We start from the raw sequence: 14,339 nt of genomic DNA, 5'->3' as shown, positions 1-14,339 counted from the left end.
GGACTATGCGGCAGTGGGCAATATATGTGGCGGCGCTCGCAGCGGTTCCGGTGACCGCGCAGGCGCCGGCGACGACCAGCGCGGTTGCGCCTGATCCCGCGGCGGCGCTTTCTGAGATGGTCGCCGCCGACCGTGCTTTCGCGGCGGCCGCGGAAGGCACGCTCTTGCCCGACGCGATCGGTGCGATGCTCGCCGCCGATGCGATCATGCCGGCGCGCGGCGACAAGCCTTTTCTCCGTTCGCGGGGCGAGATTATCGCCTATCTGCGGTCAAATCCCGCGGCGAGCGGCGCACGCATCGGCTGGTTTCCGGTTCGCGGCGGTATTTCCGCCGACGGGCAGCATGGTTTCACCGCGGGATATGTCATCGTCACCCAGCCCGATGGCGCGACGCAGCCCGGCAAATATTTGGCCTATTGGGGACGTACCCCCGATGGCTGGCGTGCCCTGGCCTATAAGCGCGCGCCGCGGCCCGAAGGCGCGGTCGGCACCGAATTTCGGGCGCTCGGCATGCCAAAGGCCGATGCATGGCAGAGTGGGGCAGGGGCGGACGCGCTTGCAAGCCTGCTCGCGGCCGAGCGCGCCTTCGCGGCGAGGGCGCAAGTGATCGGGATCGGGCCGGCCTTTGCCGAATATGGCCATGCCGATGCGATCAACATGGGCGCCGGTACCCTCACCGAAGGAGCGGCCGCGATTGCGGCGGGTTTCGATCCCGAAGCGCAGCCCGGGCAGGCGATCGACTGGGGTCCCGATTTCGCAATCGTCGCCGCGTCGGGCGACCTCGGTATCAGCTTCGGGCGCATCGTGCCGAAGCGGCGCCCGCCCGAATTGGCAGCCGACGCACCGCTTCCTGCATCGCCCTTTTTTACCATCTGGCATCGTGATACGCCTGCCAGTCCATGGCGATATATCGCCGAATAGGGGGTGCATGATGGCCGGGGCGGGGCTTTCGATTCGATGTCGACACTGATCCCCGATCCCGCTCCCGACGATATCCGTCGCCGCGCGGGCGGCTGCCTGCTCGCGGGCACGCTGTTCGTGACGAGCTTCATCGTCGCCTGGCTCGCCGCGATCATGCTCTACGGCCTTGTGGTCGAGCAGTGGGAGATGATCCGCGTCCGGCGCGAGTTCAGCTATGACTGGGCCTTTCTCTACGCGCCGCTCTTTGCCTTCGGTTGCGGCACGGCCGCCGCTTTCTGGGCGACGCGGCGACAGTCGGCGGTGCGGATCACCGTGCTGATCTTGGTCGCCAGCCTGGCCGCCCTGTTCGCGGGCATAATATTGTTCGGCCTTGGCGGCCTGATCTAGAAAACCGGGGGAGGATCGATGAGCTGGGATACGCTGTTCCTGTTGTTCAACTATTGGGCGTTCGTCGGCTGGGCGTTGCTCGCCTTTGCGCCGCGCGGGCCGAAGATGCTGGCGCTGATCCTTTACGCCGGGGTGTTCCTGCTCTGCCTCGCCTATACGGTCCTGATCGTGGGCTTCCTGACCGGTGGGATCGACCCCGGCGGCAGCGGCGGCGGCGATTTCACGACTTTGGCGGGGGTGATGAGGCTGTTCGACACGCCGGGCGGGGCGACTTTGGGGTGGGTGCATTATTTGGCGTTCGACCTGTTCACCGGGATGTGGATCGCCCGCGACGCCGACCAGAAGGGCTTTGGCCGCATCGTGCAATTTCCCTTCCTGTTCCTGACCTTGATGGCGGGGCCCGTCGGCCTGTTCCTGTGGTTGATCGTCCGCGAACGCCGGGCCCGAGCCACGAGCAAGGCGGCGTGACGGCGAAGCCGTGGACACCGCGCGAGGGCGGCGAAGCGGACAAGCGTCATGCACCCGCTACCGTGCGCAACCGCGATGCGATCGCCGCCGTGCTCGCCGACTGGCTGCCCGAAAAGGGCTTGGTGCTGGAGGTTGCGAGCGGTTCGGGCGAGCATGTCGTCCATTTCGCGGCCGCCTTTCCCGGGCTCCTCTGGCAGCCAAGCGACCCCGATCCCGCGGCGCTGACTTCGATCGCGGCGTGGAGCGGTGAGGCCGGGCTGGCGAATATCGCCCTGCCGCTGCCGCTCGATGCCGCGGCGCCCAACTGGCCGCTTGCGGCGGCGGATGCGGTGCTTTGCATCAACATGGTGCATATCAGCCCGTGGGAAGCGACGGCCGGGTTGTTGGCGGGCGCGGCGCGGCTTTTGCCGCCCGGCGCGCCGCTGATCCTTTATGGCCCCTATGTCGAGGCCGATGTGCCGACTGCCGAAAGCAATCTTGCCTTCGACGCGAGCCTGCGTGCGCGAAATCCGGATTGGGGTTTGCGCGATACGGCGGCTGTGAAGGAAGCCGCGGCGGCGGCGGGGTTGGCCTTTGCCGAACGCCGCGCGACGCCTGCGAACAACCTGATGCTGCTGTTCCGCCGTACCTGACGGTCCTGACAGGGCGGCGCATGGGCGCTTTACCTGCGGCGCGCAGCCGCTAGCCTTGCTTGCGATTGCGCGAAACGACGCGATTCGAGGAGAGCGATACGATGGCCCGCGACGTTTCGGACCTTTTTACCTTCGACGAGTTCATCACCCATTGGGCCGAGGACCGGCCCGAACGGCTGGCGCTGCGCGAGGAGGGCCGGGTCTATAACTATGCCGAACTCGAAGATCGTACAGCGCGTGTTGCAAGTGCGTTGCTAGCCGCGGGACTGGTAAAGGGCGACCGGGTCGCGTGGATCGGCAAGAACAGCGATCTCTACTTCACGCTCTTCTTCGGTGCTGCCCGCGCCGGCATCGTGATGGCGCCGATCGGCTGGCGGCTGTCGCCTGCCGAATGGGCGTTCATCGTCAACGACACGCGGGCGAAGATCGTCTTTACGGGCCCCGGGTTCGAGGCGGTTCCGGAGCAGCTTGCCGGCAAGCTCGCGCACGATGCGCGGATCGTCGGCGCCGACGAGGCACGGGCGATGATCGAAGGCGCGGTGCGCGCGCCATTTGAGCCTTCGAGGCGCGACGACGCGGTGCTGCAACTCTATACCTCAGGCACGACGGGCAACCCCAAGGGTGCGGTGCTGTCGAACCATAATCTGTTCGCGCTGCGCAAGCATTCGGCCGACAGCGAGCTCGCCTATACCAAATGGGAGGATGACGAGGCGGTGCTGGTCGCTATGCCGTGCGCGCATATCGGCGGCACCGGGCTCGGCGTCATGGCGCTGGTGTCAGGCCTGCCGGGCGTCGTCCTTGCCGAATTCAATCCCGACGGCGTGTTCGACGCGGTCGAACAGCATGGCGTAACGCGCTTCTTCATCGTCCCCGCCGCCTTGCAGATGCTGCTCCTCCACCCGCGCTGCGCCAGCGTCGATTACAGCCGGCTCAAATATATCCTCTATGGCGCGGCGCCGATCCCGCTCGAACTGCTGCGCCAGTGCATCAAGATGTTCGGCGCGCAGTTCATCCAGGCCTATGGCATGACCGAGACGACGGGCACGATCTGCATGCTGCCGCCCGAAGACCATGATCCCGAAGGCAATGCGCGCATGCGTTCTGCAGGCAAGCCGCTGCCGGGCGTCGAGGTGCGTATCCTCGGGCCGGACGGCGACGACGTGCCGCAGGGCGAGGTGGGCGAGGTCGTCACGCGATCTTCGAACAACATGATCGGTTACTGGAACCTGCCCGACGCGACGTCGAAGACGATGACCGCCGACGGCTGGATCCACACCGGCGATGCCGGCTATCTCGACGAAGACGGATATCTGTTCATCCACGACCGGATGAAGGACATGATCATCTCGGGCGGCGAGAATGTCTATCCGGCCGAGGTCGAGAGCGCGATCTTCGGCCACCCCGCAGTGCAGGAGGTCGCGGTGATCGGCATCCCCGACGCGAAATGGGGCGAAACGGTGAAGGCGGTGTGTGTCGCGAAACCCGGCATGACGGTCGAGGAGGCCGACATCATCGCGTGGGCGCGCGATCGTATTGCGGCCTTCAAGGCTCCGCGCAGCGTCGATGTGATCGACGCGCTGCCGCGTAACGCGAGCGGGAAGATTTTGCGCAAGGACCTGCGCGCGCCCTATTGGGAGGGCTATGAGCGGATGGTCAATTGAGTGACGCCGCCGTCCTGCAAGGGACCTGTGCGTGCGGCGATGCGGCGTGGACGCTGAAGGGCGATCCGGGATCGATCACGGCGTGCAACTGCACGCTTTGCCGCCGCTACGGAGCGCTCTGGGCCTATGACTATGAGAATGAACGGATCGCCCTGTCAGGAAGCACGCGGTCGTTCACGCGGCCCGGAAAAGCCGATCCGGCGCTCGAAATCCACTTCTGTCCGACCTGTGGCAGTGTGCTGTGCTGGCGCGGGTTGCGGCTCGAAGCGGACGGGCGCCGCCGGATGGCCGTCAATATCCGCCTCGCGCCGCCCGAGGCGGTGGCGGATTTGCCGATCGATCATTTCGACGGGCTGGACAGCTTCGACGATCTGCCATCCGACGGCCGCCGCGTTCGCGATTTGTGGTTCTAGACGACGGGTTGCGGGCGTTTACGCACTGGCTGCATTGCGCAGTTTCGCTATTTCGACCCGGTCGCGGCCAAGCGTCTTGGCGCGGAGCAGGGCGGCATCGGCAGTCCGGACGAGGCGGTCGTAGGCGCAATGGTCGGGCGCCACGGCAACGCCGACCGAAATCGTGACGGGCCCCAGATCGGTGTCGCCGTGTCCGAGCCGCAACGCGGCGATGCGCGCGCGAATATCCTCGGCGCGTTCTTCGGCCTGCACGACCGACAGTGTCGGCAGCAAGACCAGAAACTCCTCGCCGCCATAGCGGAAGGCCAGCCCGGTTTCGCGCGTCACATTGGCGAGTAGCTGCCCGACGGCGCGGAGGACGGCGTCGCCGGCCTCGTGACCATGGACATCGTTGAAGCGCTTGAAATGATCCACATCGATCATCAGGCAGCCGAGCGGTTCGCCGAGGCGCTCCGCTTGCGCGATCTGCGTTTCGAGCGCGGGGCCGAGTTGGCGGCGATTGGCGAGGCCGGTGAGCGGGTCGGCCATCGCCATTTCGCGCAGCGTGTCGCGAAGCTGCAAATTGGCGATCGCGAGCCCGACATTTTCGGCGAGCATGTCGAAATAAATGAGCTGCGCGGCGCTCGCGGCACCGTCAGTCGGCATTTCGAAATAGAGGAGGCCCAGCGTCTCGCGCTGCGCGGTGAGCGGCAGGCAGAGCGTGTCGACCGGATGCCCCCCGTCCCATGCAACATGATCGCAGGGGACATCGACATTGTCCCCCGCCGGCCGATGGCGCAGCCCGCGGCGCAAGGCCCAGCAGGACAGCGCCGAAAATTGCGTGCCCGACTGCACCGGGCCCAGCCAGCTGCACGCCTCGACGACGAGACCCCGTTGCCGGTCTAGCAGATAGAGCCGGCCGGGCATGTCGGGGGCGATCTCGGGCACGAAGCGCTGGACGACTTCCTTGAGGTCGTGGAGCGAGTCGCATCCTTGCATCCGCTGTGTCATTCGCGACAGGAGGTCGCGCATCGTCCAGTCGGCGTCGCGCTCGGCCTCGAGCCGCTGGCGTTCGAGGCCGTTCTCGCGAAAGATGCGGATTGCCTGCGCCATGTCGCCGATCTCGTCGATATGGCTGACTTCGGGTGGTTCGGCGGCGAAATCTTGCACCGCAAGCCGGTTAACGACGTCGCTGAGCTTGACCACCGGGTGGAGTACCCGCTGCTTGAAGACGAAATAGAGCACGCAAAGGACGAGGAGCGCGGTCAGCGCCAGCACGACCTCGGATATGCGTTTCCAAAGCTGCGAAATATCGGTGGCGTCGCGGACCTGTGCCTCGATCCGGCTGTCGAGCCGGTCCTGGAAACGCTGGACTTCCAGCTCGGCGCGGTCGAGCTGGCGTTCATATTCGGCCCCGAACAATATCTGGCGGGCGAGCGCGGCGTTTCCATTTTCCTGAGCCGTTAGCGCCGATTGCTGCTCGTCGTGCAGCGTATCGGCGAGGGCGACGGCCTTTTTCAGCGCGTCGAGTTCGCCGGGGGTGGCGCCGGCATCCCCGATATGGCGGATGCGGGCCTCGACGGCTTCGAGCGCCGCCACTTCGCTGCGATAGGCGGCGAGGTAGGTGGGATCGCCGGTGTTGACGAACTGGCGGGCGCGGTCGCTGAGCGCATAGATTTCGGTGCCGAGGTCGCTGGTGGCCTTGTCGAGCGCGTATCTCTGTTCGACTGCCGCCCGTTCACGCTCTTGTGCGTTCGAGGCGAGGATCATCGTGGTGCTCGACACGATGGTCAATACGACCGTGGCGCCGTAAGCCCAGTTGGTGATGGTCGCCAAACGCATGATGGCGTCGTAACTAGCCAATCGTTGGAGCGAGGTTAACCCCTGCTGCGTGGATTTTGCTATTGCGGCGATCTTTTAATTAAATTCATTATTTTGGTCAGTGATATTCAGCAGATATCGAAGAAAGATCCCGCAACCGCGCAAGGTTCGATATCGATCGCGCCAAGCTGTCCGTCGTCGATCAGCAGCGCATCATAGAGTTCCAGATCGAAGGCTTTCGCGGCTTGGCGCACCGTCGTTCTTTCGGTCGCGAGCAGCAAGATCGCGTTGGCGGTACCCGGCACCGCCTGCATACAACGATCCAGTTCGGCGCGCATGGCGCCGCGCCGGACCATGATGTTGAGGACGCGGACCGGTCTATCGCGCGGCGCAGCCGTCACGGCGGTTTCGCCCGCGAAGGCGAGCGCAGGGTCGCCGGGCCGAAGGCGACGGTCGCCCAGTCCGTCGATCGTCAGGTCCAGCGTGCCCTCGATCGGCAACAGGAGACGGTCGACGCCGGCGAAGGTCGAGAAAGGCCCGGCGGACGCGATCGTCGCGATGCTCGCACGCCAGAGGAAGCCGTCATCGCCCGCGCCCTCCGGATAAACGGCGATGTCGCATGTCGTGCCGCCGCCGTTTCGCCACGGACGAGCCTGGCGCCCGTTCGCTCGTAACAGCCGGATGTCCTTCACCCGAGGATGCCGGGCAGGTCCAGTTGCTTGGCGCGGGCATGGTCGAGCGCGATGTCATAGCCCGCGTCGGCGTGGCGCATGACGCCGGTCGCCGGGTCGTTCCACAGCACGCGTTCGAGCCGCGCCGCAGCTTCGGGGGTGCCGTCGGCGACGATCACCATGCCGCTGTGCTGCGAGAAGCCGATGCCGACGCCACCGCCGTGGTGCAGCGACACCCAGGTCGCGCCGCTGGCGGTGTTGAGGAGGGCGTTGAGCAGGGGCCAGTCGCTGACCGCGTCGCTGCCGTCGCGCATCGCCTCGGTCTCGCGGTTCGGCGAGGCGACCGAGCCCGAGTCGAGATGGTCGCGGCCGATGACGACGGGGGCCTTGAGTTCGCCCTTCGCCACCATCTCGTTGAAGGCGAGGCCGAGCCGGTGGCGGTCGCCGAGACCGACCCAGCAGATGCGCGCGGGCAGGCCCTGAAAGTGGATTTTCTCGCGCGCCATGTCGAGCCAGCGGTGGAGATGCGCATTGTCGGGCAGCAGCTCCTTCACCTTGGCGTCGGTCTTGAAGATATCCTCGGGATCGCCCGACAGCGCCGCCCAGCGGAACGGGCCGACGCCGCGGCAGAAGAGCGGGCGGATATAGGCGGGGACGAAGCCGGGGAAGTCGAAGGCATTTTCGACGCCCTCGTCCTTCGCGACCTGGCGGATATTGTTGCCGTAATCGGTCGTCGGCACGCCCGCCGCCTGAAAGTCGAGCATCGAACGGACATGCTTCGCCATCGATGCCTTGGCCGCCTTCGCGACCGCCTGCGGGTCGCTCTCGCGCTTTTCGATCCATTCGGCGACGCTCCAGCCCTCGGGGAGATAGCCGTTGACCGGGTCGTGCGCGCTCGTCTGGTCGGTCAAGAGGTCGGGGCGGATGCCGCGGGCGTAGAGTTCGGGGAGGAGCTCGGCGGCGTTGCCGAGCAGGCCGACCGAAACGGGCTTCTTCTCGGCGCAGCTCTTTTCGATGATCGCCATCGCTTCCTCGATCGTCGTCGCCGAGGCGTCGAGATAGCCGGTGCGCAGGCGCATCTCGATACGGCTCGGCTGGCATTCGATCGCGAGGCACGAGGCGCCCGCCATCACCGCGGCGAGCGGCTGGGCGCCGCCCATTCCGCCGAGCCCGGCGGTGAGCAGCCATTTGCCCGCGAGGTCGCCGCCATAATGCTGGCGGCCCATTTCGACGAAGGTTTCGTAAGTGCCCTGCACGATGCCCTGCGTGCCGATATAGATCCACGAGCCGGCGGTCATCTGGCCGTACATGGCGAGCCCGCGCTTATCGAGTTCGTTGAAATGATCCCAGTTCGCCCAGTGCGGGACGAGGTTGCTGTTCGCGATCAGCACGCGCGGGGCGTCGGCGTGGGTGCGGAACACGCCGACGGGTTTGCCCGACTGGACGAGCAGCGTCTGGTCGTCCTCAAGCCGCTTCAGCGTCTCGACGATCCGGTCATAGCTTTCCCAGTCGCGCGCGGCGCGGCCGATGCCGCCATAGACGACGAGTTCCTCGGGGCGCTCGGCGACGTCGGGATGCAGATTGTTCATCAGCATGCGCAGCGGCGCTTCGGTGAGCCAGCTTTTCGCGTTGAGTTCGGTGCCGGTGGGCGCCTTGATGATCCGGCTGTTGTCGAGACGGGTGGTCATGCTTGTCCTTTCGCAAAGTCGAGGGTCGCGGCGATCACCTGTTCGAGCACGGGCCGGATCGCGGGGCGGGGGTCGAGGGGAGAGGGCCAGTTGGCGTCGGTCAGTTCGGCGGGCTCGGCCATGTAGCCGCGTTGCGCGAGTTCCATCTGGATGGCGTGGATACCCTCCTCGGGGCGGCCGTAGTGGCGCGTCGTCCAGCCGCCCTTGAAGCGGCCGTTGACGACATGGCTGCGGCCGCTGGTCGCGCAGATCGCCGCGATGGTCGTTTCGAGCGCGGGGTCGCAAGTGGCGCCGCCGTTGGTGCCGATATTGAACTGCGGCAGTTCGCCGTCGAACAGCCGCGGCACGTGGCTGCGGATCGAGTGGGCGTCGTAGAGGACGACGCGACCGTGAAGCGCACGCAGGCGGGCGAGTTCTGCCCCCAGCGCCTCATGATAGGGGCGGTGGTAGAGGTTCAGGCGCTGCATGATTTCCGCCTCGTCGGGTTCGCCGAAGCGATAGAGGGGTTCGCCGTCGAAGGTCGTCGTCGGGCAAAGCTCGGTCGTCGCCTGCCCGGGATAGAGCGAGGCACCCGACGGATCGCGGTTCATGTCGATGACGCTGCGCGAGATGTCCGTCGCAACCAGCGTTGCGCCCAGATCGGCAGCGAAGGCGTAAAGGTCGGCGATCCACCAGTCGGTGTCGAGCTGCGCAAGCCAGGGCGAAACATATTGTTCGTCGAGCCCTACAAGCCCGGTGCCGCCGTGGGGGAAGGCGATCACCAGCGGCGCTTCGCCGCGCCTTATGTCGAGCCAGCCGGTCATGCGACGCCGGGCAGCGCGCCGTCGGCGGTCGCGGCGAGCGCGCCTGATCCGATCAGCGCGTTCGCCGCCTCGATATCGGGATGGAAATGGCGGTCGTCGGCGAGCGTCGGAACGGCATCGCGGAGCAGTCGGTGCGCGCGTTCGAGCACGGGGCTCGATTGCAGCGGCGCGTGGAAATCGACGCCCTGCGCCGCGGCGAGCCATTCGATCGCGACGACGGCAATGGCATTGCGCGCCATGGCGTGCAGGCGGCGGGCGCCGTGCGCGGCCATCGAGACATGGTCTTCCTGATTGGCCGAGGTCGGGATCGAATCGACGCTGGCGGGGTAGGCCTGTTGCTTGTTTTCGCTGACCAGTGCGGCGGCGGTGACCTGCGGGATCATGAAGCCCGAATTCAGCCCCGGCTTCGGGGTCAGGAAGGCGGGAAGACCCGACAGCGCGGGATCGACGAGCATCGCGATGCGGCGTTCGGATATCGAACCGATCTCGCAAATCGCGAGCGCGATCATATCGGCGGCGAAGGCGACGGGTTCGGCGTGGAAGTTGCCGCCCGAGAGCGCTTCGTCGGTGTCGGGGAAGATCAGCGGATTGTCCGAAACGCCATTCGCCTCGATTTCCAGCGTCGCCGCCGCCTGACGCAGCACATCGAGCGCGGCGCCCATCACCTGCGGCTGGCATCGCAGGCAATAGGGGTCCTGCACGCGGGTGTCGTTTTCGAGATGGCTGGCGCGGATCGGTGATCCCGCCATCAGGCCGCGCAGTGCCGCCGCGACTTCGATCTGGCCGCGATGGCGGCGCAGGTTATGGATGCGTGGATCGAACGGGGTGTCGGAGCCTTTGGCGGCCTCGGTCGACAGCGCGCCGGTGACCAGCGCCGAACGAAAGAGCAATTCGGCCTCGAACAATCCCGCGAGCGCGTTCGCGGTCGAGAATTGCGTGCCGTTGAGCAGCGCGAGCCCTTCCTTTGCGGCGAGCTCGATCGGGGCAAGTCCGGCGCGTGCGAGCGCGTCGGCGGCGGGGAGTCGTTCGTCGCCGGCGAAGATTTCGCCCATGCCGATCATCGTCACCGCCATGTGCGAGAGCGGGGCGAGGTCGCCGCTGGCGCCGACCGAACCCTGCGCGGGGATGACGGGGGTCAGGCCATGGACGAGCATCGCCTCGAGCAGCGCAACGGTTTCGGGGCGGACGCCCGAGGCGCCTTGCGCAAGGCTGGCGAGTTTCAGCGCCATCATCAGGCGGATGACCGGCACCGGCGACGGGGCGCCGACGCCCGCAGCATGGCTGAGGACGATGTTCCGTTGCAACGTTGCGAGGTCGGCGTCATCGATGCGCACGCTGGCGAGCTTCCCGAAGCCGGTGTTGATCCCGTAAACGGGCTCGCCATGCGCGAGGATGCGGCCGACCGCCGCGGCGCTTTCGGCGATCCGCGGCGCCGACGCCGGGTCGAGCCGTGCAGCGGCGCCGCGATAGATGGCGCGCCAGTCGGCGAGCGATGCGGCGCCGGGAACAAGCAAGATATCGGTCATCGACCACTCCAGATGCGGGCATGGAGCGGGTTCAGCCCCATGCGATAGACGAGTTCGGCGGGACGTTCGACGTCCCAGATGGCGAGGTCGCAGCGCTTGCCGGCTTCGAGCGTGCCGATCCGGTCGGCGAGGCCCAGCGCGCGCGCTGCATTGCGGGTGACGCCGGCGAGGCATTCGGAAACGGTCAGGCGGAACAAGGTCGCGCCCATGTTCATGACGAGGAGGAGCGAGGTCAGCGGCGAGGTGCCGGGGTTGCAGTCGGTCGCGAGCGCGATTGGCACGCCCGCGGCGCGCAGCGCGTCGACCGGCGGCAGCTTCGTCTCGCGCATGAAATAATAGGCGCCGGGGAGCAAAGTCGCGACGGTGCCGGCCTTTGCCATCGCGGCGACGCCCGCTTCGTCGAGATATTCGAGGTGGTCGGCCGACAGCGCACCATATTGCGCTGCAAGCGCCGCGCCATGCTGGTTCGATAATTGCTCGGCGTGGAGCTTGACGGGCAGGCCCGCCTGCCTGGCGGCATCGAAGACGTGCTGCGTCTGCGCAGCGGTGAAGCCGATGCACTCGCAAAAGGCATCGACGGCATCGGCAAGGCCGCGCCGCGCGATTTCCGGCAGCATCGTATCGACGATCGTCGCGATATAGGCATCGGGGTCGCCGGCATATTCGGGCGGCAGCGCGTGCGCGCCGAGAAAAGTCGTGGCGATCCGCACCGGCCGTTCCTCGCCCAGCCGCCGCGCGGCGCGGAGCATGCGGATTTCGCTGGCGGTATCGAGGCCATAGCCCGACTTGACCTCGACCGTCGTCACCCCTTCGGCGATCAGCGCGTCGAGGCGGGGCAGGGCGGTCGCGACGAGTTCGTCCTCGCTCGCGCCGCGCGTGGCGCGCATCGTCGACACGATGCCGCCGCCGGCGCGGGCGATGTCTTCGTAGGACGCGCCGTCGAGCCGCATCTCGAATTCCTGCGCGCGGTTGCCGGCGTGGATGAGGTGGGTATGGCAGTCGATCAGCCCCGGGGTGATCCAGCGCCCGTCGCAGCCGATGCTTTCGGCGGCGTCGAAGGCCGGCGCGTCGTTCGCCGGGCCGGCATAGACGATGGCGCCATCGCGCGCCGCGACGACGCCTTGCTCGACGACGCCCATGCCGCCGTCGGCCATCGTCGCGAGCCTTGCGTCTTTCCACAGCTTATCACAGCGCATCGGATTGCCTTCTCTCTTCCCGGTTCCAATGATTGCACAAATCGGGCAATAATGTATAGACATAATTTCACGACGGGAGACGATGATGGATTCGGTGCAGCAAACGGACGATCTTCACCTGTTTTTCGATCATATGTTGTTGCCCGCCGGCTTCGCGCGCGGCGTCCGGCTGACGGTCCGGGACGGGCTGATCGCGGCGGTCGAGTCGGATGCCGCGCCGCTGCCCGGCGACGAGCGCCATGGCTGCGGAGTGCCGGGAATGCCCAATCTCCACAGCCATGCCTTCCAGCGCGGCATGGCGGGGCTGGCCGAACGGCGCGGGCCCTCGGGCGACAGTTTCTGGACGTGGCGCGAGGTGATGTACCGCTTTCTCGGCCGCATGACCCCCGACGACCTGCGCGCGGTTGCGGCGCTCGCCTATATGGAGATGCTCGAGGGCGGCTTCACGCGCGTCGGCGAATTCCATTACCTCCACCATGATATTGGCGGAGCGGCTTTCGCCGACCCGGCGGAAATGAGCCGCGCGATCGTCGCGGCCGCGGATGAAAGCGGCATCGCGCTGACCTTGCTGCCCGTTCTCTATTCCTATGCCGGTTTCGGCGCGCAGCCGCCGCAGCCCGCGCAGATGCGCTTCGTCATGGATATCGAACATTATGCGCGGCTGATCGACGGCGCCGATGCCGCTGCGCGCCCCCTGCCCGATGCGGTGGTCGGCATTGCGCCGCACAGCCTGCGCGCGGTGTCGCCCGACCAGCTGGGCGCGCTCGCCGAGATCGGCGGCGGGCGTCCGGTCCATATTCATATCGCCGAGCAGGTGAAGGAGGTCGCCGACTGCCTTGACTGGAGCGGGCAGCGGCCGGTCGAATGGCTGCTGGCTCACGCTGCGGTCGACAAGCGCTGGTGCCTCGTCCATGCGACGCACATGACCCCCGACGAAAGCGTAGCCATGGCGAAAAGCGGCGCAATTGCCGGGCTCTGCCCGATCACCGAGGCCAATCTGGGCGATGGTCTGTTTCCGGTCGAGGTCTTTCTGGCGGCGGGCGGGCGTTTCGGCGTCGGGAGTGATTCGAACGTGCTGATCGATGCGAGCGAGGAATTGCGCTTGCTCGAATATGGCCAGCGGTTGCTGCATCGCGGCCGCAACATGCTGGCGCGCGGCGAAGGGCGCTCGACCGGGGCGGACATCTATACCGCGGCGGTCGATGGCGGCGCGGCGGCGCTCGGCGTCGCGGGCGGCCTGACGGTGGGGGCGCCCGCCGATATCGTCAGCCTCGACCTCGGGCACCCTTCGTTTGCGGGGAAAGCGGGTGACGCGTTGCTCGATGCCTATGTGTTTGCTGCGGGGCGGCGGGCGATCGACAGCGTCTGGCGGCGCGGCGAACGGCTGGTCGAGCGCGGACAGCACCGGCACCGCGCCGGGATCGTCCAGCGCTACGTGGCGACGCTCGACCGGCTGACCGCGTGAAGCGGCCGCTCCACGACCGCATCCGATCGGATTATGAGGCGCGTATCCTGTCGGGGGCGCTGCCGCCGGGCGAGCGGCTGCCGACCGAGCAGGAACTGATGCGCCACTACGACTGTTCGCGGATGACGGTGAACAAGGCGCTGTCGGCGCTGGCCGCCGCGGGGCTGATCGACCGGCGCAAGCGCGCGGGCACGTTCGTCGCGCGGCCGCGCGTCCATTCGATGGTGCTCGACGTCCCCGATCTCGAACAGGAGGTCGTCCAGCGCGGGCAGCATTATCGCTACGCGCTGTTGCGGCGCGAGGTCCGGGCGCCCGACCCCGACAGCGCCGAAGAGATGCTGCTGGCGGGCAAGGGGCGGCTGCTGGTGCTGGACGGCGTGCATCATGCCGACGGGGTGCCGCTCGCCAGCGAGCAGCGGCTGATCAGCGTGTTGGCGGTGCCCGAGACCGAAGGCGTTGATTTCGAGGGGGCTTCGCCGGGCGCGTGGCTGCTGAAACATGTGCCGTGGACGCAGGCGGAGACGCGCATTGCTGCGGTCGGCGCCGACCGCGAAACCGCCGCGGCGCTGAACCTGCTGCCCGGCGCGCCCTGTTTGCTGATCGAGCGGCGGACGTGGCGGGGCGACGACGGCATCACGCTCGTGCGGCAGCATTTCGTCGGATCGGCCTATGACCTGATCGCGACCTTCGGGCCGGCGAAGGGTTAGGC

General features: G+C 67.1%; 14 protein-coding genes. 8 read left to right on the top strand and 6 right to left on the bottom strand.

Features of this window, described 5'->3' with window-relative positions; translation table 11 throughout:
• Positions 1-5 precede the first annotated feature (5 nt).
• From AN936_RS12440 to AN936_RS12415, 6 genes are all read left to right on the top strand, one after another.
• Positions 6-920 (top strand): hypothetical protein, encoded by a 915-nt coding sequence (locus AN936_RS12440; protein WP_149037657.1) that lies wholly within the window; start codon positions 6-8, stop codon positions 918-920.
• Between the two features lie 36 nt (positions 921-956).
• Positions 957-1,307 (top strand): hypothetical protein, encoded by a 351-nt coding sequence (locus AN936_RS12435; RefSeq protein WP_149037656.1) that lies wholly within the window; start codon positions 957-959, stop codon positions 1,305-1,307.
• A gap of 18 nt (positions 1,308-1,325) precedes the next feature.
• A complete protein-coding gene (locus tag AN936_RS12430) occupies positions 1,326-1,775 on the top strand; it encodes an ABA4-like family protein (RefSeq protein WP_054588439.1) in 450 nt (149 codons plus the stop codon).
• On the top strand, positions 1,772-2,407 hold the full coding sequence (locus AN936_RS12425; RefSeq protein ID WP_054588438.1) for a DUF938 domain-containing protein: 636 nt from the start codon (positions 1,772-1,774) through the stop codon (positions 2,405-2,407). The genes AN936_RS12430 and AN936_RS12425 overlap by 4 nt, the downstream gene beginning before the upstream one ends.
• 101 nt (positions 2,408-2,508) lie before the next feature.
• Positions 2,509-4,068 (top strand): fatty acid--CoA ligase, encoded by a 1,560-nt coding sequence (locus AN936_RS12420; protein ID WP_054588437.1) that lies wholly within the window; start codon positions 2,509-2,511, stop codon positions 4,066-4,068.
• Positions 4,065-4,481, top strand: a complete 417-nt coding sequence (locus AN936_RS12415) for a GFA family protein (protein WP_054588436.1) — start codon at positions 4,065-4,067, stop codon at positions 4,479-4,481. Before AN936_RS12420 ends, AN936_RS12415 begins: the two co-directional genes overlap by 4 nt.
• Positions 4,482-4,499: 18 nt before the next feature.
• Here the strand turns inward: AN936_RS12415 and AN936_RS12410 are convergent, their stop codons facing one another.
• The 6 genes from AN936_RS12410 to hutI form a co-directional block, all read right to left on the bottom strand.
• Positions 4,500-6,302, bottom strand: a complete 1,803-nt coding sequence (locus AN936_RS12410) for a diguanylate cyclase (RefSeq protein WP_054588435.1) — start codon at positions 6,300-6,302, stop codon at positions 4,500-4,502.
• 107 nt (positions 6,303-6,409) lie between these two features.
• Positions 6,410-6,973 carry a HutD family protein gene (locus AN936_RS12405; RefSeq protein WP_054588434.1) on the bottom strand — a complete coding sequence of 188 codons (564 nt, stop codon included), beginning with the start codon at positions 6,971-6,973 and terminating at the stop codon, positions 6,410-6,412.
• Entirely contained in the window at positions 6,970-8,640 is a 1,671-nt protein-coding gene (hutU, locus tag AN936_RS12400) for a urocanate hydratase (RefSeq protein WP_054588433.1), read from the bottom strand. Before hutU ends, AN936_RS12405 begins: the two co-directional genes overlap by 4 nt.
• Entirely contained in the window at positions 8,637-9,443 is an 807-nt protein-coding gene (hutG, locus tag AN936_RS12395; protein ID WP_054588432.1) for an N-formylglutamate deformylase, read from the bottom strand. The genes hutU and hutG overlap by 4 nt, the downstream gene beginning before the upstream one ends.
• Positions 9,440-10,969 carry a histidine ammonia-lyase gene (hutH, locus tag AN936_RS12390; protein WP_054588431.1) on the bottom strand — a complete coding sequence of 510 codons (1,530 nt, stop codon included), beginning with the start codon at positions 10,967-10,969 and terminating at the stop codon, positions 9,440-9,442. The genes hutG and hutH overlap by 4 nt, the downstream gene beginning before the upstream one ends.
• Positions 10,966-12,165 carry an imidazolonepropionase gene (hutI, locus tag AN936_RS12385; protein ID WP_054588430.1) on the bottom strand — a complete coding sequence of 400 codons (1,200 nt, stop codon included), beginning with the start codon at positions 12,163-12,165 and terminating at the stop codon, positions 10,966-10,968. Before hutI ends, hutH begins: the two co-directional genes overlap by 4 nt.
• Positions 12,166-12,247: 82 nt before the next feature.
• Between hutI and AN936_RS12380 the strand changes: the two genes are divergently transcribed.
• Both AN936_RS12380 and hutC read left to right on the top strand, forming a co-directional pair.
• Positions 12,248-13,630 carry a formimidoylglutamate deiminase gene (locus AN936_RS12380; protein WP_054588429.1) on the top strand — a complete coding sequence of 461 codons (1,383 nt, stop codon included), beginning with the start codon at positions 12,248-12,250 and terminating at the stop codon, positions 13,628-13,630.
• Positions 13,627-14,337, top strand: a complete 711-nt coding sequence (hutC, locus tag AN936_RS12375) for a histidine utilization repressor (protein WP_054588428.1) — start codon at positions 13,627-13,629, stop codon at positions 14,335-14,337. The genes AN936_RS12380 and hutC overlap by 4 nt, the downstream gene beginning before the upstream one ends.
• Positions 14,338-14,339: the final 2 nt, after the last annotated feature.

The organism is Sphingopyxis macrogoltabida, from assembly GCF_001307295.1.
Lineage (GTDB): Bacteria > Pseudomonadota > Alphaproteobacteria > Sphingomonadales > Sphingomonadaceae > Sphingopyxis > Sphingopyxis macrogoltabida_B.
The sequence above is the reverse complement of the archived record's forward strand: the minus strand, read 5'-3'. Positions and strand labels throughout refer to the sequence as shown.